At 54.9% G+C, this 19,425-nt stretch carries 20 protein-coding genes and 1 pseudogene; 12 read left to right on the top strand and 9 right to left on the bottom strand.

Going from position 1 to position 19,425, the window contains the following annotated elements:
• Positions 1 to 15 precede the first annotated feature (15 nt).
• The 3 genes from TLL_RS13450 (at position 16) to TLL_RS02870 (ending at position 2,677) form a co-directional block, all read left to right on the top strand.
• The gene (locus tag TLL_RS13450; RefSeq protein ID WP_231833814.1) at positions 16 to 123 is read left to right on the top strand and encodes a DUF29 family protein; all 108 of its coding nucleotides are present in this window, start codon (positions 16 to 18) and stop codon (positions 121 to 123) included.
• A gap of 791 nt (positions 124 to 914) precedes the next feature.
• Positions 915 to 1,907: an IS481-like element ISTel1 family transposase gene (locus TLL_RS02875; protein WP_165442174.1), complete on the top strand. Its 993-nt coding sequence runs from the start codon at positions 915 to 917 to the stop codon at positions 1,905 to 1,907.
• A gap of 17 nt (positions 1,908 to 1,924) precedes the next feature.
• Positions 1,925 to 2,677, top strand: a complete 753-nt coding sequence (locus tag TLL_RS02870) for a histone deacetylase family protein (protein ID WP_011056413.1) — start codon at positions 1,925 to 1,927, stop codon at positions 2,675 to 2,677.
• Positions 2,678 to 2,851: 174 nt separating this feature from the next.
• Here TLL_RS02870 and yidD read toward each other — a convergent pair whose 3' ends face one another.
• Both yidD and cobM read right to left on the bottom strand, forming a co-directional pair.
• Positions 2,852 to 3,124, bottom strand: coding sequence for a membrane protein insertion efficiency factor YidD (gene yidD / locus TLL_RS02865; protein ID WP_011056412.1), 273 nt, complete (start codon positions 3,122 to 3,124; stop codon positions 2,852 to 2,854).
• Positions 3,125 to 3,166: 42 nt separating this feature from the next.
• Positions 3,167 to 3,952 carry a precorrin-4 C(11)-methyltransferase gene (cobM, locus tag TLL_RS02860; RefSeq protein WP_011056411.1) on the bottom strand — a complete coding sequence of 262 codons (786 nt, stop codon included), beginning with the start codon at positions 3,950 to 3,952 and terminating at the stop codon, positions 3,167 to 3,169.
• A gap of 98 nt (positions 3,953 to 4,050) precedes the next feature.
• On the opposite strand from cobM, the gene TLL_RS02855 reads away from it, so the two are divergent.
• Together TLL_RS02855 and TLL_RS02850 are read left to right on the top strand one after the other, a co-directional pair.
• Positions 4,051 to 4,650 (top strand): DJ-1/PfpI family protein, encoded by a 600-nt coding sequence (locus TLL_RS02855; protein WP_164920714.1) that lies wholly within the window; start codon positions 4,051 to 4,053, stop codon positions 4,648 to 4,650.
• A 12-nt stretch (positions 4,651 to 4,662) separates the two neighbouring features.
• Positions 4,663 to 5,229: a hypothetical protein gene (locus TLL_RS02850; protein WP_011056409.1), complete on the top strand. Its 567-nt coding sequence runs from the start codon at positions 4,663 to 4,665 to the stop codon at positions 5,227 to 5,229.
• An 11-nt stretch (positions 5,230 to 5,240) separates the two neighbouring features.
• On the opposite strand, the gene TLL_RS02845 is transcribed toward TLL_RS02850, so the two are convergent.
• On the bottom strand, positions 5,241 to 6,845 hold the full coding sequence (locus tag TLL_RS02845) for a hypothetical protein (RefSeq protein WP_011056408.1): 1,605 nt from the start codon (positions 6,843 to 6,845) through the stop codon (positions 5,241 to 5,243).
• A gap of 447 nt (positions 6,846 to 7,292) precedes the next feature.
• On the opposite strand from TLL_RS02845, the gene TLL_RS02840 reads away from it, so the two are divergent.
• A complete protein-coding gene (locus TLL_RS02840) occupies positions 7,293 to 9,107 on the top strand; it encodes an ABC transporter ATP-binding protein (RefSeq protein ID WP_011056407.1) in 1,815 nt (604 codons plus the stop codon).
• Here TLL_RS02840 and TLL_RS13445 read toward each other — a convergent pair.
• A pseudogene (locus TLL_RS13445) lies at positions 9,073 to 10,263 on the bottom strand (MFS transporter). The gene TLL_RS02840 and the pseudogene TLL_RS13445 overlap by 35 nt on opposite strands.
• Before the next feature lie 45 nt (positions 10,264 to 10,308).
• Between TLL_RS13445 and TLL_RS02830 the strand changes: the two are divergent.
• From TLL_RS02830 to TLL_RS02815, 4 genes are all read left to right on the top strand, one after another.
• Entirely contained in the window at positions 10,309 to 11,292 is a 984-nt protein-coding gene (locus tag TLL_RS02830; protein WP_011056403.1) for an AEC family transporter, read from the top strand.
• Positions 11,293 to 11,375: 83 nt separating this feature from the next.
• A complete protein-coding gene (locus TLL_RS02825) occupies positions 11,376 to 12,716 on the top strand; it encodes a type IV pilus twitching motility protein PilT (RefSeq protein ID WP_011056402.1) in 1,341 nt (446 codons plus the stop codon).
• A gap of 4 nt (positions 12,717 to 12,720) precedes the next feature.
• Complete coding sequence (locus TLL_RS02820; protein ID WP_164920713.1) at positions 12,721 to 13,449, top strand: circadian clock KaiB family protein; 729 nt, start codon at positions 12,721 to 12,723, stop codon at positions 13,447 to 13,449.
• A 4-nt stretch (positions 13,450 to 13,453) separates the two neighbouring features.
• Positions 13,454 to 14,281, top strand: coding sequence for an FAD-binding domain-containing protein (locus tag TLL_RS02815; RefSeq protein WP_164920712.1), 828 nt, complete (start codon positions 13,454 to 13,456; stop codon positions 14,279 to 14,281).
• 2 nt (positions 14,282 to 14,283) lie between these two features.
• On the opposite strand, the gene TLL_RS02810 is transcribed toward TLL_RS02815, so the two are convergent.
• The 5 genes from TLL_RS02810 to TLL_RS02790 are packed head-to-tail and all read right to left on the bottom strand — an operon-like array spanning position 14,284 to position 17,924.
• Positions 14,284 to 14,721 (bottom strand): ATP-binding protein, encoded by a 438-nt coding sequence (locus tag TLL_RS02810; protein WP_011056399.1) that lies wholly within the window; start codon positions 14,719 to 14,721, stop codon positions 14,284 to 14,286.
• A gap of 40 nt (positions 14,722 to 14,761) precedes the next feature.
• Complete coding sequence (locus tag TLL_RS02805; protein WP_011056398.1) at positions 14,762 to 15,706, bottom strand: branched-chain amino acid ABC transporter permease; 945 nt, start codon at positions 15,704 to 15,706, stop codon at positions 14,762 to 14,764.
• A gap of 8 nt (positions 15,707 to 15,714) precedes the next feature.
• Complete coding sequence (locus tag TLL_RS02800; RefSeq protein WP_011056397.1) at positions 15,715 to 16,011, bottom strand: hypothetical protein; 297 nt, start codon at positions 16,009 to 16,011, stop codon at positions 15,715 to 15,717.
• Positions 16,012 to 16,025: 14 nt separating this feature from the next.
• The gene (locus TLL_RS02795) at positions 16,026 to 17,267 is read right to left on the bottom strand and encodes a hypothetical protein (protein WP_164920711.1); all 1,242 of its coding nucleotides are present in this window, start codon (positions 17,265 to 17,267) and stop codon (positions 16,026 to 16,028) included.
• Between the two features lie 48 nt (positions 17,268 to 17,315).
• On the bottom strand, positions 17,316 to 17,924 hold the full coding sequence (locus TLL_RS02790) for a hypothetical protein (RefSeq protein WP_011056395.1): 609 nt from the start codon (positions 17,922 to 17,924) through the stop codon (positions 17,316 to 17,318).
• Positions 17,925 to 18,145: 221 nt separating this feature from the next.
• Between TLL_RS02790 and TLL_RS02785 the strand changes: the two genes are divergently transcribed.
• On the top strand, positions 18,146 to 18,379 hold the full coding sequence (locus TLL_RS02785) for a hypothetical protein (protein ID WP_011056394.1): 234 nt from the start codon (positions 18,146 to 18,148) through the stop codon (positions 18,377 to 18,379).
• 41 nt (positions 18,380 to 18,420) lie between these two features.
• Positions 18,421 to 19,187, top strand: a protein-coding gene (locus TLL_RS13440) for an IS5-like element ISTel4 family transposase (protein ID WP_164920657.1) whose coding sequence is annotated in 2 segments (ribosomal slippage) — positions 18,421 to 18,796 and positions 18,796 to 19,187 — 768 coding nt in all. Because the reading frame shifts where the segments join, the coding sequence is not laid out codon by codon here.
• Positions 19,188 to 19,425: the final 238 nt, after the last annotated feature.

Raw genomic sequence — 19,425 nt, 5'->3', positions numbered from 1 at the left:
GGAGGTGAACCAGCCATGGGTACCCTGTATGAAACCGACTCTTATGCTTGGACACAAGAGCAAGCCGCATACCTCCGCCAAGGCAAACTTGAACTGCTCCAGCTTGAGAACTTGAGTGAGTAGACTCAGTCTTTAAGCAAATCAGAGAAAGGGGAACTGGGCAGCCGCCTTGAAGTCCCACTGACTCATTGAATTCAGTGGTACTACCAGCCTGAAAAGGGTTCAAAAAGCTGGATTTAGACCCTTCGTAGGCAACAGCATCCGACGGCACATTACCTCCAAGAAACCCCCAGCCTCAAGCCCTACCTACCAGAGGCCATTGCCATCAGTGACGAAACTGCCCTTGACCCTGAAACTTGCCCCAACTGTCCCTTTGCGGAAGCGCAAATTTTTGAGGAACCGCTTCACCTCTAGGCGCAGCCAATATGCTCTATACCCCGCTCAATCGCTTGATTCCACTAGCGGTGCGGGAATCATTGCAGTTTTCATGGGTGCGTTAGCATTGCAGGAGAGTTTCCCTTGCTTTATGAATCACTCTGCCCTTTGCAATAGAGATTTTTATGGATGCAACAGCCGTGTCCAGCTCTTACCAGTAAGGCACGGCCAAATCTGGAGGGGTTAAATGATGTTTTCCTCTGTCTTTATCTATAGCGATCGCTTTCTCGAACACCGTTGTCGCCAGTTTCACTTTGAGCGACCCGAGCGCCTGTTAGCCATTTGTCGGCATTTGCAAGCTGCATTTCCAGCAGCAGAGTGGCGCGAGCCCACGCCTGTCGGAGAAGGCTTAACCCCTTGGCTAGATGTCAGGTCCCGCATCATTATATTCCCAGAAGTCGTGCTAAACTCTTCGAAGCGTACCGGCTCCTTGAGTGCTTGTTCCAAGGTCGGAAAGCGTTCAACGATGGAGTATCACCATGCCACGTATTCATGCCAACGCCCGAACGACACCCCGAATTCGCCGTGAAATCCAACAAGCACCGGCTTCGATCAGTCATCGCGAGCTTGCCAGACGTTACGGGATCCACCGGCACACGGTAGCGAAATGGCGTAAGCGCGCAACCGTTGAAGACAAAAGCACCCGCCCGCACCGCCTGCAAACGACGCTTACGGAAGCGCAAGAGCTTGTGATCGTTGAGGTGCGTAAGCTCCTTTTGCTGCCTCTTGATGACCTTCTCGTTCTTGCCCGGACGTTCCTCAACCCCAATCTGAGCCGCTCAGCGCTGGATCGCTGCCTGCGTCGCCACGGAGTCTCGAACCTCAGGATACTGCAAAAGGAACGCGAAAGCCTCGAAGGCAGTCCCAAAAGCACCACGCGGCAGTTCAAAGCGTACGCACCTGGGTTCATCCACATCGACGTCAAATACCTGCCACAAATGCCGGATGAGGAGCAGCGCCGCTACCTCTTTGTCGCGATTGATCGGGCAACGCGCTGGGTCTATTTGGCAATCCACGAGGAGAAGAGCGCAGAATCGGCAACGCGCTTTCTTGCAAATGTCCTTGCCAACGCTCCTTTCGTGGTGCGTACGGTGCTGACTGATAACGGCAAGGAGTTTACCGACCGTTTCTCCTCCGCAGGCGAACGCCAACCCACGGGACACCATCCGTTTGATCAGCTCTGTCGTGAAAAGCGCATCACCCATCGGCTCATCCAACCCCGCCATCCGCAAACCAACGGGATGGTGGAACGCTTCAACGGCCGCATTGCGGAGATTCTGCGCGCTGAACGCTTTGTCTCGGCAGCCGACTTGCAAGAGACGCTCACGCGATACCTTTGGGCGTACAATCACCGCATTCCCCAACGCGTTTTGGGCCACATGACTCCCATTGAGAAACTGCGATGGTGGCAAACTGAGCGACCAGACCTCTTCGTTTCAAGGGTAGATAATGTCACGGGTCTTGACAGCTAGAAAAGGTACATCGTCGGGTGTACTTAGAGCAATTGAGGCGCATTGCAGCCGAGGGCGGCGGCTGGCTAGATCCAGATACCTACCTCAATGACCAGAGCGATCGCGTGGCACGGTTAGCTGTACAGGCTTGGCTCGATGGGGTAGATCTGGCCCTACAGCGACAGCAAGCAATTTTTGTCTTGGCCCGTCCCCCCGGCCACCATGCCCTCCGGGAGCGGGGAATGGGATTTTGTCTGTTGGCGAATGGGGCGATCGCTGGCCATTATGCGCTCAGTTTACCGGGGATCAAGCGAGTGGCCATTCTGGATTGGGATGTCCACCACGGCAATGGTACCCAAGCACTGGTTCAAGACAATCCTCAGATCGCCTATTGTTCGCTCCATGAGTTTCCCGCCTATCCCTACACAGGTGATGGGGGCGATCGCGGGCCCTACAACAACGTCCTCAACTTACCCATGCCCACAGGTGCCAATGGAGAAGCCTATCGAGCCGCTTTTCAAGATCAAGTCATACCCTTTTTGCGGCAATTTAACCCAGATTTACTGATCATCAGTGCCGGCTATGATGCCCACCGCAACGATCCCCTTTCCAGCATTGAACTAGAGGAGGGCGATTATGCCTGGATGATGCAGCAGTGCTTACGGATCACTCAACGCATTGTGGTTGGTTTAGAGGGGGGGTATGACCTCGAGGCCTTAGGGCGATCGCTAGTGGCTACTGTGCAAGCAACTGTTGTTGACGATGCCCCTCTAGAACTGCCTCAGAATTGACGATCCCTCAGGTAGAAGCAGGTCGTCGACCAAGCAGAGAGGATTCCCCTCATTCAACCGGAGGCCTGTGGCTCAAGATGCCAGCCTGGGGGACTTTATCCAGCCCCCAGTTTGACAATCCTACCTTCCTCCTTGTGAGGCAGATATTAACTTTGATCCCACCCTAGGGGAACTCTAACAAGGGGGATTAGGGGGTGAAGATTCATTGCAGGGATCAGGGCAAGTGGTTGGCACAGGATCATAGCCCCCCACCGCAAAGGGGTGGCAGCGCAAAATACGGCGAATGGCTAGATAGGTCCCTTTAACGGCTCCATAGCGGGCGATCGCCTCAACCGCATAGGCAGAACAACTGGGCGTATAGCGACAGGTGGGCAAAAATAAAGGCGAAATCCAACGCTGATAAATGCGAATCAAAACGATCAGTGCTTTACTGAGCCCGTTACCCACCGTGTTTACCGACAGCGTTCTTACAGTAAATTGTACACAGCCTTAATGAGGGCGAAACAGGTGATGGTGTTCTGGACTATAGAGACAGGAGCGCCAGGCATCACTGCCCTGCTGTTGCACCGCCAAGGCTGGACTGATCAGGTAGAGGGTCGTGCGGGTCAATCGCTGTTGCTGACTAAACGCTGCTATGTCCCTCAGGGGAACCAGCCACAACTGCTCATCGGGCCATCCCAAGCGGTAGCCGACCGCAACCAGAGTCTCTGGGGGATAGTGCTGGAGCAGATCTCGCTGGGCGCGCTGGATACAATTGGCACTCAGATAAAGACACAAGCTGGCTTTGTGAGCGGCTAGACTGGCTAATTCTTCTGTTGGCGGAACTCGCGTACGGCCACTGGCACGGGTGAGGATAATTGTCTGTACCAATTCAGGCAGGGTGAGTTCGACCTTGAGGCGAGCAGCAGCCAATTGATAGGCACTAATGCCGGGGACAACTTCAACGGCAATGCCTGCTTCCGCTAGGCGGCAGATCTGCTCATGAATGGCACTGTAGAGGCTGGGATCGCCCGATTGCAACCGCACCACTTTCTTCCCCGCCTGCACAGCCTCAACCATCAGTGGAATGATTTCTTCCAAGGTCAGTGCAGCTGTGGGAATACAGAGAGTACTCGGCGGTGCAAACTGCAAAATCCCAGTCGGCACCAAGGAATCGGCATAGAGAATCACATCGGCCTCTTGCAGGAGCCGTTGCCCCTTGAGGGTAAGCAATTCTGGATCACCGGGGCCAGCACCCACAAAGTAAACCCCAGCAGCCGTATTCCTACTGATCACGACAGTGCACCGAAATCATTCCCCTTACTCAGATTAACTGTTGCAGGGGGCAGCGTTATGTCAGGATCAAACATAGGTCAATGGGAGAAGTAAAAGTCATGAGTGGCAAACGCATTCTGATGCTCGTGGGCGACTACGTCGAAGACTACGAGGTGATGGTCCCCTTCCAAGCCCTGCAAATGGTGGGTCATACCGTACATGCCGTCTGTCCGGATAAAGTCGCTGGCGACAGTGTGCGCACAGCCGTTCACGATTTTGAACGGGATCAAACCTACAGTGAAAAACGGGGGCATAATTTTACACTCAATGCCACCTTTACAGAGATTGACCCCACCACCTACGATGCCCTAGTGGTGCCGGGAGGGCGTGCCCCAGAATACTTGCGCCTCAATTCACGGGTACTGGAAATCACCAAGCACTTTGGCGAGACCCAAAAACCCATTGCCGCCATTTGTCACGGGCTGCAACTTTTGGCAGCAGCGGGGGTGCTGGCTGGCAAAACCTGTACGGCCTATCCTGCCTGTGGTCCTGAGGTCGTCAGTGCCGGCGGCAAGTTTACCAATGTGGCGGTGGATGCGGTGGTGGTGGATGGCAATCTGGTTACGGCACCGGCTTGGCCTGCCCATCCGCAGTGGTTGGCAGCATTTTTGGAGGTTTTAGGCACCAAGATTAGCCATCAGCCCTCGGCAGCGCTTTAGGATGACTGTGGCATGGCGATCGCCCTCAGCCAAATTGCCCACTATCTCCAGCGGCACCAACTGAAGTATCGGTTGAATGCGCCCAACCACCAAATTATTACCGGCGTCAATGGTGATCACCTTGAGCGATTTATCGTTGTCATTGAGCTAGATGAGGGGGGCGAGTTCTTTAAGCTCTATGCCCCCAATCTCTTGCCGGGCATTAAAAACCACCCCTTTCGAGAGGCTATTTTACAAACCCTGCTGTGCATTTCGTGGCAGACAAAAATGCTGCAGTGGGAGTACGATCCCAATGGGGGTGAAGTGCGTGCGATGATTGAATTCCCCATTGAGGACAGCACCCTTACCGAACGGCAATTTTTTCGCTGCTTGGGGGCACTCGTCGAAATCGTTGACAATACGGTGCCTCGGCTGCGGCAGTTGGTTCAACAAGACCCTTTCCCTCCAGATGCGCATCTAGCCATGGGTGAACGCATACTGCTGACGATTCAGGAAGAGGTACCGGGGCTATTGGATCTCATCGCCCAGGCCCTTGAAGCTCGCCGCCAACGCGGTCAGATAGATTTAGATTTGGGTTAAGACCCACAAGCCTAGCGTGCGTAGAAGCGGCCCTGCTTTACTTCAATCAATCCCTGACACTTCTCACAACTAAAGCGCCACAGCTGACCCACCGGAATTTTTAGAGGGTGATGACAATGGGGGCACTCACCCCTCCACACTTCCTCATCCCCAAGCATCCACATACCGCCCACAACCATCGGCAAGCCAATAATCATGCCTAACCCCGTCGCACAAAAGCCTAACCCCATGACCATCCCAGCAATACCTGCCACCTTCGACTGATCATCGCGGGGCACCTTTTCAATTCTTGGAGTGGTATAAACTTCCTCTGCAGAGGCGGCCGGTGGGGGGTCTGGGGCGGTTTCAGGGAGTGGTGGAGGTTCTGGTGTCTTATCTGCCTTAACTTCGGAGGCAGGCTCAGCCTCTAACCAAGGATCCCCTAGAGGAGGATAGCTAACGGGTTCTTGAGGTTGGGGGGCTGTGGGTGCAGGGGGTAAAGTATCTGGGGCAGCCCAAGGATCCTCAAGGACGGGGGCAGTGTCTGGGGCGATCGCCTCCTCAGGCGAGGATTCAGCTTCAGCGGCTATCTCAGGGGCGATCGCAGTTGATGGGCTCATCTTAGTCTCTAAGGCTTCTCGGGCGGCAATGTCCGCAGGCGTCGGTTGAGGGGCGTCGTAGGCCTCAAGGGTCGATTGCTCTAGGGTAGAGAATGCCAGTGTTGGTTCGGGTATTTCCGCAGGATTGTCTTGGGCTTCTGGTGTCGTAATGCTCTCTTCTACGGACTCAGGGGCTTCTGCGGCTGGTTCAGGAGCCACCTCCAGGCCTGGTAATTCCCCCGAGAATCCATTAAGGGTGTCGGATTCAGTGCATTCTCCTTGGAGGGAGGGCAGCTCAATGGCGGATGTCAGTTCTTCACTCTCAAAATTGGCATCTGGGGATTCTGAGGGTGAGTTTGGGTCAAAGGCGGCAGCTAAATCTGCCAAGCTAATGTCCTCCTCAGGATCACTTTCTGGGACTTCATCTAGGAAACTCTCTTGGGGCTCACTGATTGCTTCTGCCACTGTCCCATCCTCAGCACTTTCAGCAACTTGCCCGAGGGGAGCAGCTGCTTTAGGGGCAACCCTATCCCCATATTCCGGTGTCGTCTCTAGGGGAATGGGCTGTTCCGCTTCCTGGGGCGATCGCGCCCCGACATCCTGACTTTCAGCTGTGGCAGTTGCCTCGGCGGCCATAAAAGCGGACATCAAATCCCGCAGTGTCGGTTGAGGCGGGGATGGCTCAGGTGGTGCTGTTGCCGTGGCCCATGGATCGACGATCGCTGGCGGTGGGGGCTGAACAGGGGGCAGGACCTGTAAGGCAAAATGACTTTCCCAGAGGGGGACGCCCAAGACCCGTGACTCAATGAAAACCCGTTGAATCTCTGGCAAGTGCAACTTTTCTAAGGCGGTGCGGATCAGGGTTGCAGCTGCCGCTTGATTGAGCATTTTTTCTGAATGTAGGGTAATCATTAGCTCCTCCGCCTGACGCACCACGGTGGCCTTTACCCGCTTGGGCAGGAGGACGGCATTCAGCAGCGTACCAATGGCTCGGGGGTTACCCTGCCGCGCCATATCGAGCAAACGGGAGTCACTCATAAACGGATGAATGAAATGAAATGGGGTGCCGCTAGTTCTAGCCTACTGCGATTTCCAAAAAGTGATGACTAACTGCTCGCGATCGCTTCACTCTCCTATCCACTAACCTATCCACTAAAGAGCAGTCCACTGTACACCTTAAAAATACACACCTTAAATCTGGAGCGGCTGCGAAGCTTGGAAAAAATCCCTTCGGCATCAAGGACGTCCATACCCTTTTCTGAAGCGGCGGCTACAGGATCCTTGATTTGTGCGTTACCCTTTCGGCGTAACTTACCTTTATCGGGGATTTGAGTAGGGCTGTACGGGGGATTGAACAGCCTGAAGCACCTATTAGCTTAGCTCAGGGATGGCTAAATGACAACTCACTAAGGTGTGTAAATTGTTACAAACCATTACGAGTGCGCACTAGACTGGGAAAAAGAGGTTCACAAGTTTCAGCAGGGCATGACAGCAGCAACACGCTCCACGGATTGGCAACTTTTGCAACGACTGCTTCCTTACCTCAAGCCCTATCGCTGGGGACTGGTGGGAAGTGGCTTGCTTTTGATTCCCTTGGCGGCAGCCGCAGCATTACAACCGATCATCATTGGGCAGGCGATCGCCCTCCTGAAGGGGGAAGAGAGTACCTACGGCTTTTTGAAAACCTTAACGCTGACCCAAGGGATTGATCTACTGAGCATGGCGCTGTTGGTAACCGTGGTGCTGCGCTTTGGGGTGCAGGCAGCCCAGGGGTACTGGATTCAAAAAATTGGTCAAAACATTACTGCCGATCTTCGCCATGACTTATTTGACCACGTGCTGCGGTTATCCTCCCGCTTCTTTGACCGCACTCCCGTCGGTAAGCTCATTACCCGCTTGACCAGTGATGTGGATGCCTTAGGGGATGTGTTTGCCACTGGCGCTGTGGGGGTTCTCAGTGATGTCTTCTCGATGCTGGTGGTCATCCTGACGATGTTTTTCATTGACCGCCTGTTGGCAACACTGCTGCTGGCCTTGGTTCTGCCGATCGCTGCCCTGATTATCTATTTTCAACATTGCTATCGCGTCGCCAACTACAAGTCCCGCGAGGAGCTGTCGCTACTGAATGCCGATCTTCAGGAAAACATTGTTGGTATTACGGTGGTGCAATTGTTTCGCCGTGAGGCCTTCAATAGTCAACTGTTTCGGCGGCGCAATCAGCGCTACATCAAAGAGGTCGATCGGACGATTTTCTATGATTCAGCGGTATCAGCGACCTTAGAGTGGATTGCCTTTGTGGCGATCGCGGGGGTTCTCTGGCTCGGCGGCGCCTTAGTGCAGCAGCGCACGATTGACTTTGGCACCTTAGCCACGTTTATCCTCTTTTCACAGCGCGTCTTTGATCCACTGCGGCAGTTGGCGGAGAAATTTACCACAGTGCAAGCGGGCTTAACCGCCATTGAGCGCATCCATGATCTGCTCTCAGAACCCATTGAAATTCACGATCCCGATCGCACCTTTTTGCGTTTGCCCCAGATAGAAAATACAGCCCCTGCCGTTGAGTTTCGTGATGTCTGGCTGGCCTACAAAGACGATGACTATGTCCTCAAGCAGCTTTCCTTTCAAATTCATGCTGGCGAGAAGGTGGCCATTGTTGGCCCCACGGGTGCAGGCAAAAGTTCGATTATTCGCTTGCTCTGTCGTCTTTATGAGCCAACGCGCGGTGAAGTCCTCATTGGTGGTCGCAATGTGCGCGACTTTACCCAAGCAGAACTGCGGCAGCACATTGGTGTGATTTTACAGGAGAGCTTTCTCTTCTCTGGGGATGTCAAAGGCAACATTGCCCTTGGCGACAACTACACCCTTGCCGAAATTCAGCGAGTGGCCGCAGAAATGAACATTGCTGAGTTCATTGAGCAGTTGCCCCAAGGCTATGACACAGCCCTGCGGCAGCGGGGCACAAACCTCTCGGCGGGGCAGCGACAACTTTTGGCCTTTGCGCGGGTCGCCATTCGCAATCCAGAAATTCTTGTCCTTGATGAGGCAACGGCCAATTTGGATGTGGGCACCGAGGCACTGATTCAGGAGGCCTTGAACCGTCTCTTGGTGAATCGAACCGCAATGATTATTGCCCACCGCCTCGCCACAATCCGCCATGTGGATCGCATTTTTGTGCTCAAACGGGGACAACTGGTGGAGCAGGGCAGCCACAGTGAACTGTTGGCTCGCAATGGCGTGTACGCCCATCTCTACCGGTTGCAGGCACTCACCAAAGACGTAGCCCCTCAACAGGATGCCTAAACCCTTGCCTCACCCACAATAACAGCGTCAGCCCTAGCAGTTGCAGCACCGCCGCCACCAGTACCACCCGCCCCAAGGAGCGATCGTAGGGTACCCCCATGAGGCAACTTTCTAGAAACCGCCCTAAGCCATGGCCAGTGCTGAAGAGGCCATAGGCCGACCCCCACCTTCTGGGGGGATGAGCTAGGCGACGATCGCTCGCCCAATGGATTCTTGGGCACCCATCCCACCATGCCCCAAATTACTGCAGAACTGAGGAAACTCAAGGGAGCAAAGCCCACTGACAGCACCACCCCAAGGATCAAGGCCATGATGCCAGTACGATCCAGCCAATATGATCCAGGAAGTGCCCAAAGAGCAGGGCCGCCACCGCATCAACCCCCATCCCCAGGCCATAGAGCAGCGGAATTTGACTGGTTTGCAGACGGTTTCCCTGCTGTAAGTAAACGGCAATTCAGGGGAAGTCAACATAACCCCCACCCAGAAAGGCCGCGGCCAATAAAGACATCCAAAACAGTGTGGGTCGTCTTTTGGGATCGAGATCCTGAATCACTGTTTCTAAATTCTGTGGCGCTGGGTACTGCCGCTGCGTCACTAGCACAACGACCCAACCAATCAGAGCAGGGATGGCAAGGACAGCAAAACTCCATTGATAGTGCTGGGTGAGGGCAAAGACCCCAGCCACCATCAGTGGTCCAACAACGGCACTAAAACAACGGCACTAATTTGATCCATCGCTTCATGGCGGCCAAAGCCACGACCCACTTGGCTAGCACCATCGGAGAGCAAAACATTGCGGGGGGGCACGAATCGCTTTGCCAGTGCGCTCAGCCATCATCAATCCCCCTAGGACGTCCCAACGATTGGCCGGGGGCACAGCGATGGTATTGAGGGGGTAACCTAGGGTGCTAATGCGCCAATAGGCACGGGGGCGATCGCTCGCATCGCCAATCCCAAGGCGCAGACCGTAGCCAATGAATTCCCCCAAGCCAGCCCCTAAGCCGACAACGGTACCACTGGCGCCTAAAACCCCTAAATAGACCCCTGGGAGACTGCGTGGGCCTTCGTCGGTGGCATCGGCACACAGGGAGACGACTCCCAATCGCACCACAAACTCAGGGCTATCCTGCCAACATGCTGAACTTCTCCTTGCCAGAATGTTCACAGTATAGTGATGAGGAATCGTTAACGGGCGATCGCGATGGCGGATGCACTCAGTGCAGCTAGCCCCTTAGTCATTTGGACAAGTCTGGGGTTCATCTGTGGCCGTTGGTTGCCGGCAGTGATTCCCCACTGGTTGGGACGGGGCCTCTATTGGGTCGGGGTACCCATTCAAATTTTTGCCTTGGTGCACCAGACCAACTTCGCAGGACTCATTTGGTTGGCACCGGTGCTGGCCTTTGTGGCGCTCATTGTCGGCTATATCCTTGCCCAAAGCCTCTACGATTTGCAGAAACGCCACTTTCAACCCCAGTGGCTCCAATACACCCCTCCCTTGCTCACCAGTACAGTTCCCGAAGGAGAAAGTCGCCGCTTTCAGGGGAGCTATCTCATTGCCAGCATTCTCGGCAACACGGGCTTTGTCGGGTTGGGGGTTGCCATTCCTCTCCTGAGTACGACGGCATTGCCCTGGGCGGCCTTCTATGCGATTACCCAAAATGCCCTCGGTACCTACGGCTTGGGTTCATTCCTTGGTCAGTACTACGGCAAAGGGAATGATCAACCTTGGTGGCGAGCTTTGGCAGTGATTCCAACTGTACCGACCCTTTGGGCATCAATGGCGGGATTTGCTACCCATGATCTTGCGTTTCCCGCGACGATCGAACGGTTGTGTGAGATAGATATTCACTTGGTGATTCCCTTTGCCTTTGTGCTCACAGGAATTCGCCTCAGTCGGCTCCCCGGTTGGCAGAGCTTTCGTATGGCGTTGCTGCCTATGCTGATCAAGACGTTATTGCTGCCATTGACGATGATGGCGATCGCCTATGGGTTGGGATTGCGGGGGGACCCATTGCTGGCGATCGCCATTATGACTGGCACACCTACGGCCTTTGCCGCCTTGATTTTGGCGGAGGAATACGAGCTCAATACCGACTTGCCCCCTGCGGTCATTGCCCTGAGTACCCTGAGTTTCGTAGCGGTGTTCCCCTTTTGGGTTTTCCTTTGCCGTCAAGTTTTAACATAGGGCTAACGACGGGATGGTTTTCCTAGAACAGTGGCACACTGGAAATACCTGACCCATTCGTAGCCCTCTAACGAGATTTCCCTATGACTAATCCCCAAAGTTCACCTCCTCCACCGCCCCGTGTTCCTCATTCACCCCCGATGCCCCCCCGTCCGCCAATGGGTGCGGCGGTTCCGCCCATGCCTCCCCAACCGGGAATGGCGCCCCCCCGTCCTGCACCCCCCCCGCCTCCCCAGGGGATGCCTCCCCGTCCCATGCCCCCCCAACCGGGGATGCCCCCACGCCCCATGCCGCCGCAGCCGGCAATGCCCCAGCAGGTGGTGGCAACCCAACCGATGCCGACACCGGCTGCTCGCATTTCTGGCCCCACGATGGAGCAACTGGTGCGGGAGGCCTTTGAGCACGGCTACTCCGATATTCATGTGGGCGTTGGCGAAGCACCACGCTTTCGCGATCGCGGACGTTTAGAGATTACCAACTATCCCGTTACTGATGAAGAAACTTTTAACTACTGGCTCAATGAACTGCTCACTCCCCAACAAATTGAGCAGTTTCGCACCCACCTGGAATACGATGGCGCCTACCAGTATGAAGGACTGTGTCGGGTACGGATCAACATCTTTGTCGCCCTAAAAGGCCCCGCCATGGTGCTGCGGTTGATTCCCGTGAAGATCCTGACGCTGGAGCAGTTGAATTTGCCGCCCGTGTTCAAGGATCTTTGCCACTACCACAAGGGTCTGATTCTAGTGACGGGTCCAACGGGCTCTGGGAAGTCCACAACCCTTGCTGCCATGGTGGACTACATCAACACCGAAATGCAAAAGCACATTATCTCCATCGAGGATCCGATTGAGTTTGTGCACCAAAGCCGCCGTTCCCTGATCCGCCAGCGGGAGGTGGGCATCCACACCCTTAAATTTGACAATGCCCTCAAGGCGTCACTGCGGGAAGACCCCGACATTATTCTGATTGGGGAGATGCGCGATCGCGAGACAGTGAATACAGCCCTCAAAGCAGCGCAAACGGGTCACTTGGTCTTTGGTACCCTGCACACCAACAGTGCCGTGAAAACGATTGAGCGCATCCTCAACCTCTACAACCCCGATGAACAAGGGCCCATGCGGATGCAGGTGGCGGAATCGCTGGTGGCGGTCATTGCCCAAGCCCTTGTGCGCACGACCGATGGCAAGCGGGCGGCCATTCACGAGATCATGATCAACACCGATGCCATCAAGGACTACATTTTGCGGGGTGAAGTGGAGGAAATTGAGGCGATTATTCCTCAGTGTACCTACGATGGTATGTGCACGATGAACCAGTGCCTCTACGAGCTCTATGAGGCGGGGCGCATTGATGAGGAAACCGCCATCGAAAACTCCCCCAAACCCAACGAAATGGCGCAAATCCTGCGGGGACGTATCTAGGGCAATGGTTGGCCTCAAGCCTATCCTATACAAGGGGTTGGCCCTCTTTACGCCGGGGGAGGACGTGGTCTTTTGCCGTGACCCATCGAAGCAGGGACATTGGCATCAGTCCCTCTGCCAAGCCCTGCAACAACTCTTGGATTTAGAGGAGCCGCCCCTTTTTCTCTCTCCCTGTTATACGGCGGCCGTCGATTACTGGTTTGATGAAGAACAACACTGCCTGCGGGTGGCGGCAGAGGTTTATCCTTTGGCATGGCCCCATCGCCCCCTATTGAATGCCCTCTTTGCCCCTGCTCATCAGCCCACCTTGCCGTGGCAGTTGGTACAGGATCCGCAGCACCCCTGCGATGCCCAAGCCCTAGAGGCTTACCGCAGCAGCTTTCCCCAACTGTGGGAGCACCACCAACTGATCTATGATTTGCAGGAAGCCACGCCCCCAAGTACTTTTACACCGCGGCCGTCGCAACCCGATCGCTATGTCTTTCGCCTTTATGTGCGCGGGGAAACCCATGCGGCTGAGGTTGCCCTCAAAAATCTCCATGATTTGCTCAGTTCCGCCCTCAAGGTGCCCTATACCCTCAAAGTGGTGGATGTCACTAAGCAACCGGATCTGGCGGAGAAGGATCAGGTCCAAGCCACGCCAACATTGGTGCGGGTGTATCCCCAGCCAGTGCGCCGCCTTGTGGGACAGTTGGATCATCGCTATCGCCTGCAACATTTGCTAAGCCCTTAGAGTGATGACTGATTCTGCCAAAGACCTTCTCGCGGCTGCCGCTGTGGAGCGCAGGTTGGGAAACCGTGATGCCTATGTGCCCTATTTGCGACAAGTGTTTGCCGACGTCGTGGGGGAAGATGACACTGTGAGTGAAACCTATGGTGGCCTAGGAGCAGCCCAAGAGCGTTTGGCCAACATTCAGCCCCTACGCTATGGCAAACGTCGCAACTTTTTGACAGGGGAAGTGACGGGACTTTCGGCCTATTTGCGCCATGGGGTCATCAGTTTGGCGGCGGTGCGGGATCGCGTGCGGCAATTGGTAGATGACCCCTCTGAAGCGGAGGCACTACTCCAACAATTGGCATGGCGAGACTATTGGCAGCGCCTCTATGCCCATTGGGGCGATCGCCTGTGGCAGGACATTGAACCCTATAAGACAGGTTGGTCAGCAGTAGATTATGCAACCGACTTACCCGCCGCACTCGTCGCTGCGGAAACGGGGCTGGCCTGTATGGATGCCTTTAGTTCGGATCTGCAACGAACGGGCTATCTCCATAACCATGCGCGGTTATGGCTGGCGGCCTACGTGGTGCATTGGTGTCGGGTGCGCTGGCAGGCGGGCGCCGCCTGGTTTTTGCAGCATCTCCTCGATGGCGATCCGGCGAGTAATAACCTCTCGTGGCAGTGGGTGGCCAGTACCTTTAGCCACAAGCCCTACTTTTTTAACCGCCAAAACCTGGAACGCTATAGTGATGGCAAATACTGTCGGCAGTGCCCAATGAGCGATCGCTGTCCCTTTGATGCCACCTACGAGGAATTGGCAGCCCGCCTTTTCCCCCACAAGACATAGCGTTATTGGGGGGTCGGCTTCAGGGTTTTGCGCAGAATCAAACAGTTGCCCCCCTCCTCTATGGCTTGATAGGCCAGTTCATCCATAATCGTTGCCAAAAGGCGTAGGCCCCGTCCTCCTTCGGCATCGATGGCAATTTGCGGCGGCAGTGTTTGCAACTTTGCCTTCAGGTCAAAGGGGTCACCCCGATCCCAAATGCGCAATTCAATGTGGGTTGCGGCGATGTACAGATCAATGCGAATCGGAGTATCGGGGGGGCGATCGCGATGGGCATGGCGAACGGCGTTGGTAAACCCCTCGGCGAGCGCCAGTTCCAATTTCAACCACTCCTCAAGGGGCAGCGTAGGTGGGCGGTACTGATTAAACCATGCCAACAGTGCCTCCAGCTGGGTTAAGTCACTGGGCAAGGTCAGGGAAACAGTCACGGGGGGAGAGGTCATAGGTTCAGTTGTAGGGGGGCCGTTGCGAGGTCAAGACTAGCTACATTTTCCGTGGTTGAGGACCCAATAGGATGCTCCAGAGCGATCGCCAGCGGGGAGGCTGGCACAAGCCCCTTGGAAAAAACCGCGTGCCAAGGATAATCAGCAAGCCATAGAGCATAAGACGCCCATCGCGGCAAAAATTGGCCACTGCTGGTGGCAAATAGGCTTGATCGGCGAGTCCCCTTAGGAGTTCTGGTAAGGCTGTAAAGAGCATACCGCCAGCGATCGCCCCCACAAACGTCCGATTGCCCCCCACCAGCACGGCCGTCAGGGCCAACACCCCCGTATCAAACGTGCCCTGACGGGGATTCCAAGTATTCAAGAGATGGGCCGCCAAAACCCCAGCCACCCCCGCCAGAATAGCCCCCAAGGCAAAGCCCAAAACCTTGTAGCGAGTGGTATCAATGCCGAGGGTCTGGGCCACCAATTCATCGCCACGAATGGCCTGCATGGCCTTGCCGGCACGGGTCTGTTCCAAGCGACCGATGGCGATCGCCACCAGGATTAGCAAGGGTAGCGTCAGCCACAGATAGCCCAAGGGCGTACTAAAGGGTTGGGGAATGCCAAAGATACCGACTGCTCCCCCCGTAACCTCCAGATTGAGTGCCAACACCCGCAGCACCTCAGAGAAAGCGATGGTGGCAATGGCAAAATAAATGCCCCGCAACCGCAGCACCGGCACCCCCAAGCCCCATCCCAGCAAGCCACAGACAAGAGCCGCCACAACCATTTCCCCCAGCACCAAGGGCAGGGGATAGGGGTTCAGTCCTGCAAAAACACGGGTGGAGAGCAAAGCAGCAATATAGCCACCAATGGCATAAAAGGCTGGACTCGCCAGGGAAAGTTGACCACTCATCAGAGGCAAATAGAGCGATAGTGCCAGCATCGCCCCCAGGGTCATCGAAACCAGCAGGAAATCGTAGGTGCCCAGCCAGCCCGCCATAACCAGTGCTAGACATCCATCCCACAAGTGACCACAGCCCCCTCAGCAAGTTGCTGCAGGTCCGCAATTATTGCGGCTTCCAGGGTCTTATCCCCAAGGCGCATCGTCAGACGCGACAGCCGCAGTGAGGCCGTAATCCGACCGCTGGGCAAATCTAACCAGACCAACTGTTGAAACTGGCGACAGCGGCCACCATAGCGTTGGGCAAGGGTGGCGAGTTCCTCTGCTGTGGGCGATCGCCCCAGATCGACATCAACGACCCATGTACCGCCGCATTCTCGACGTTTAGAAAGTTGAATGGACATTCCTTAGAACTGATCTACAGGCGTTGGGCATAGAATTCACACCACGGATCGCCCTTTTCCCGTGCCTTCACCTCTGCCCCCTGAAAGACACCACCCCGCTGAAAAAGCCGATTGTAAAAAGCCTCATCCAAGACGGGTTTCTGTTGAATGCGCCCGTTATAGACAATGTTCATCATTGCAGGCACCGCCCCTTGGGCAAAATAGCAGGCTGGTTGGGCCGCATGGGGATAGGACGCCAAGAAGTAGTTGGTTTCGTAGTTACCATCAATAGCCACTCGAGAGGATTCGTTCCTGACCACTTCTAGGGCTTGCCAGCGCCCCCAGCCCAAGCTACTGGCAACGGCATAGCCCCCATGAATCCAATCGGTGTCGGTCTTCAGCATCGGGCCAACCACCGTTTCCCACTCCAAGGATTCCATGATATTGCCAAAGGTGTAAAAGACACAAACATGACCGGATTCACGAATCAAGGCTTGCCCAACCTCGAGCAGCTGCGGATCTACCTTTTGTAGCTCATCTAGGAAGCGGTACTGAATGCGGTTGTAATAGTTGGCGGGCATGCGGGTCAGGAGCACATTGAAGGCGCGGATTTGACCCCGCTCATCTCCGGCGAGGGGCAACCCCCAAAGGGCTTCATTCACTGCATCATAGTCCACACTTGTGTCTGGCTTGGGCAGGGGGGCAGGGTGCTCAATCAGTTTGCCCATTTGCGGACTCGGGGTTAAGGAGCGGCGTATCGCTGCCTTTGCAACATGAATCCTACAGTGATCCTGCCGCGTCACCGCCATGCAACTGGTTTCTTCGGCCACATAGGTGCCCAACTCAGCAAAGGTTGCATCTAGGGTTGCAGCCACATAGCCCACCGCCAAGTGATCCATCGGTTTTTTGCGGCTCACCTGCTCGCCATATTTCCCTAACCAACCCTCGGCATAGTGGGAGTGGGTCAACTCTACCTGCCCCCCCTGTTCACTCACCTCAAAATTGAGACAGCCAAACCCCAAGAAACTAAAGATTTCTGCGGCAGTGGCAAGGCGTTCCCCTGGGGTGTGTGCCCCCAATGTGTTAAAGGCATTTGAGAGCAGGCTATAGAAAATTTCCTGGGCTGAGGTCTGCAAAATACTGACCCCATCAATCCAATCTGGATCCTCAATTGTCTGTTGCAGAAACAGGTTGTAGTGGTGGCAGTGGAAAATCACTGGCTCGTTAAAAAAAGCCACCAGCTTTCGGGGGCGATCGATGTGGAGATGCTCAAACATAGGCACAAATCTTTTCTTGGGTTTCCAATGAGGGATAATCCAACAGCACTAGGGAAGTGCAACGGGGAGACGTTCCATACCCAAAATATCAGCCACCCCCTTGTAGAGAATGCGCACTTCCCGCTCATCCAATTGGCCTTTTTCTAGGCGCTCGCGGTCCAAGCCCGTTTTCAACGACAGCCGCAGCGCCACAAAATTGGGATCCGGGGCATAGCGACGGGCATAGCTCAGGAGCAGTTGGGCAACTGAGGTGGTGTTGTCCTGCACTGGCGGCAGCAGGGGCTTCCCATCCGCCAAGATGGCCTTAATTCGCTCAAAGACCAGCTTCAGGTTCGTGCTCCCCTTGGTGAGAAACAGGACAAAGTAGGGAGTTTTGCTGAAGGCTTTGATCACCAGCCGCACCTCTGCCGAACCCGCTAGTAAATAGTCTGCCTCTGAAGCAGGATCCACCACTTGACACACGCGGTTATTGGCTCGCAGTAGATCGCTAGCATAGGCCCCCAGAGAACTCAGGGAATCCTTTTCAAAGCTGTTGCCACTGTAGTTAATTTCGGCAATCGTTGCCCCATCTGTCATGCGGCCAATCAACACAGCTAACACGCCGGGAACTCCGGCAATGTGTTGCTCCAGAACACTCTTGAGTGTGCGCACCAACATTTTGTGTTCTCCTAGTTATCGGCAAGCTTTGCTTAAGTTTTGGTTTTATTGACTATTCTATAAAGTTTGTATACGGAAAGTTTGTATACGGCGATACATCCGTAACTTTACGGATTGTTGGGTGATTGATTGGAATTTGTTAAAAATTTGTTAAAAATTAGCATTCATATCAGGAACTAGGATTTTACAGCGCAGCCCCTTTGAGTGCATGGAGCAAACTAATGGCGACGGCAACAGAACTGCCCACTCCTGAATTCTTTGATGCCACCAAGGTTGACCAGGTGTGGCGTCTCCCTTATCAGCAGCGGGCAGCAGAGGCTCGCCAATGGGCACAGCAGTACCAGATGCCGCCGGTAAGCGAAGAGGTGCAGCGCACGCTTCTTTTGCTAATTGATGTCCAAAATACCTTTTGCCTACCCGACTTTGAGTTAGATAGTGCCGTCACGAGTTTATGAGATACTGAGCGTGTGTCTGGACTGTATTATAGGACCGTGCCATGAGGACACCTGACTACCGTCGCCACGATATTTCCGACCGGGTTTGGGAGCGGTTGGAACCGCATCTACCTGGACGCCGAGGGAGCTGGGGGGGTGTGGCGAAAGACAACCGGCAGTTCATCAATGCGGTGTTCTGGATACTGCGCACCGGCGCCCCTTGGCGGGATTTACCCCCGGAGTACGGAGATTGGAAGAACGTGCATCGAAGGTTCTGCCGCTGGCGAGACAAAGGCGTGTGGGAAAAGGTCCTTGAGCAGTTGATCGACGAGCCCGATTACGAATGGTTGATCATCGATGCTACTCATGTCAAAGTCCACCCTCATGCCACAGGGGCCAAAGGCGGCAACCAAGACATGGGCCGTACAAAAGGGGGCTCAATACCAAGATACATCTGGCCGTGGATGCGCATGGTATGCCGCTGCGAATGGTTATCACAGCAGGTACCACTGCGGATTGTCGCCAAGCTGCAACCTTGATCGAAGGAATCGATGCAAAGTACCTGTTGGCGGACAAAGGCTACGACAGTGATGCCCTCATCGCCCAAGCCAAAGAGCATGGGATGCAGCCTGTCATCCCTTCGCGCAGACATCGCAGACAGCGACGTGAATGCGACAAGCAGTTGTATCGGCTTCGTCATCTGGTTGAGAATGCTTTTTTGCATCTCAAGCGTTGGCGAGGTATTGCCACGCGATACGCCAAAAATACGGCTTCTTTCCTTGCTGCTGTGCACATCCGTTGTATCGCCATTTGGGCATCAATCTCGTGACGACAGTATCTAGTTCTCCCCGGTGCGGTTGCGGATAATCAACGCCTATGCCGCTTTATTTACCCCCACCTTGTCCAGATGAGTGAGATCATTGTTACCCTTGATACCCACATAGCGAGTCAAATTTTTCATCCCCTCTTTAGGGATAGATGCTGCCGGGGAACCGCCGCCACCCCTCACCCCCATTACCGTTGAGGATGTTGAGCGCGGGCGCTGTCAACCCAATCCCCATCTACTG

The sequence above is a fragment of the Thermosynechococcus vestitus BP-1 genome (genome assembly GCF_000011345.1).
In the GTDB taxonomy this organism is placed as follows: domain Bacteria; phylum Cyanobacteriota; class Cyanobacteriia; order Thermosynechococcales; family Thermosynechococcaceae; genus Thermosynechococcus; species Thermosynechococcus vestitus.
Note: the sequence above shows the minus strand (reverse complement) of the source record. Positions and strands in the feature narration are given on the sequence as shown.

Bases quoted from the DNA above. Each gene is read 5' to 3' on its own strand.
- TLL_RS02800 (WP_011056397.1), bottom strand. From the start codon at position 16,011: ATGTCCATTCAACTTTCTAAACGTCGAGAATGCGGCGGTACATGGGTC.
- TLL_RS02825 (WP_011056402.1), top strand. From the start codon at position 11,376: ATGACTAATCCCCAAAGTTCACCTCCTCCACCGCCCCGTGTTCCTCAT.
- TLL_RS02785 (WP_011056394.1), top strand. From the start codon at position 18,146: ATGGCGACGGCAACAGAACTGCCCACTCCTGAATTCTTTGATGCCACC.
- TLL_RS02875 (WP_165442174.1), top strand. From the start codon at position 915: ATGCCACGTATTCATGCCAACGCCCGAACGACACCCCGAATTCGCCGT.
- TLL_RS02830 (WP_011056403.1), top strand. From the start codon at position 10,309: ATGGCGGATGCACTCAGTGCAGCTAGCCCCTTAGTCATTTGGACAAGT.
- TLL_RS02815 (WP_164920712.1), top strand. From the start codon at position 13,454: ATGACTGATTCTGCCAAAGACCTTCTCGCGGCTGCCGCTGTGGAGCGC.
- TLL_RS02810 (WP_011056399.1), bottom strand. From the start codon at position 14,721: ATGACCTCTCCCCCCGTGACTGTTTCCCTGACCTTGCCCAGTGACTTA.
- TLL_RS02855 (WP_164920714.1), top strand. From the start codon at position 4,051: ATGAGTGGCAAACGCATTCTGATGCTCGTGGGCGACTACGTCGAAGAC.
- TLL_RS02790 (WP_011056395.1), bottom strand. From the start codon at position 17,924: ATGTTGGTGCGCACACTCAAGAGTGTTCTGGAGCAACACATTGCCGGA.
- TLL_RS02850 (WP_011056409.1), top strand. From the start codon at position 4,663: ATGGCGATCGCCCTCAGCCAAATTGCCCACTATCTCCAGCGGCACCAA.
- TLL_RS02795 (WP_164920711.1), bottom strand. From the start codon at position 17,267: ATGTTTGAGCATCTCCACATCGATCGCCCCCGAAAGCTGGTGGCTTTT.
- TLL_RS02820 (WP_164920713.1), top strand. From the start codon at position 12,721: ATGGTTGGCCTCAAGCCTATCCTATACAAGGGGTTGGCCCTCTTTACG.
- TLL_RS02805 (WP_011056398.1), bottom strand. From the start codon at position 15,706: ATGGCGGGCTGGCTGGGCACCTACGATTTCCTGCTGGTTTCGATGACC.
- TLL_RS02840 (WP_011056407.1), top strand. From the start codon at position 7,293: ATGACAGCAGCAACACGCTCCACGGATTGGCAACTTTTGCAACGACTG.
- TLL_RS02845 (WP_011056408.1), bottom strand. From the start codon at position 6,845: ATGAGTGACTCCCGTTTGCTCGATATGGCGCGGCAGGGTAACCCCCGA.
- TLL_RS13450 (WP_231833814.1), top strand. From the start codon at position 16: ATGGGTACCCTGTATGAAACCGACTCTTATGCTTGGACACAAGAGCAA.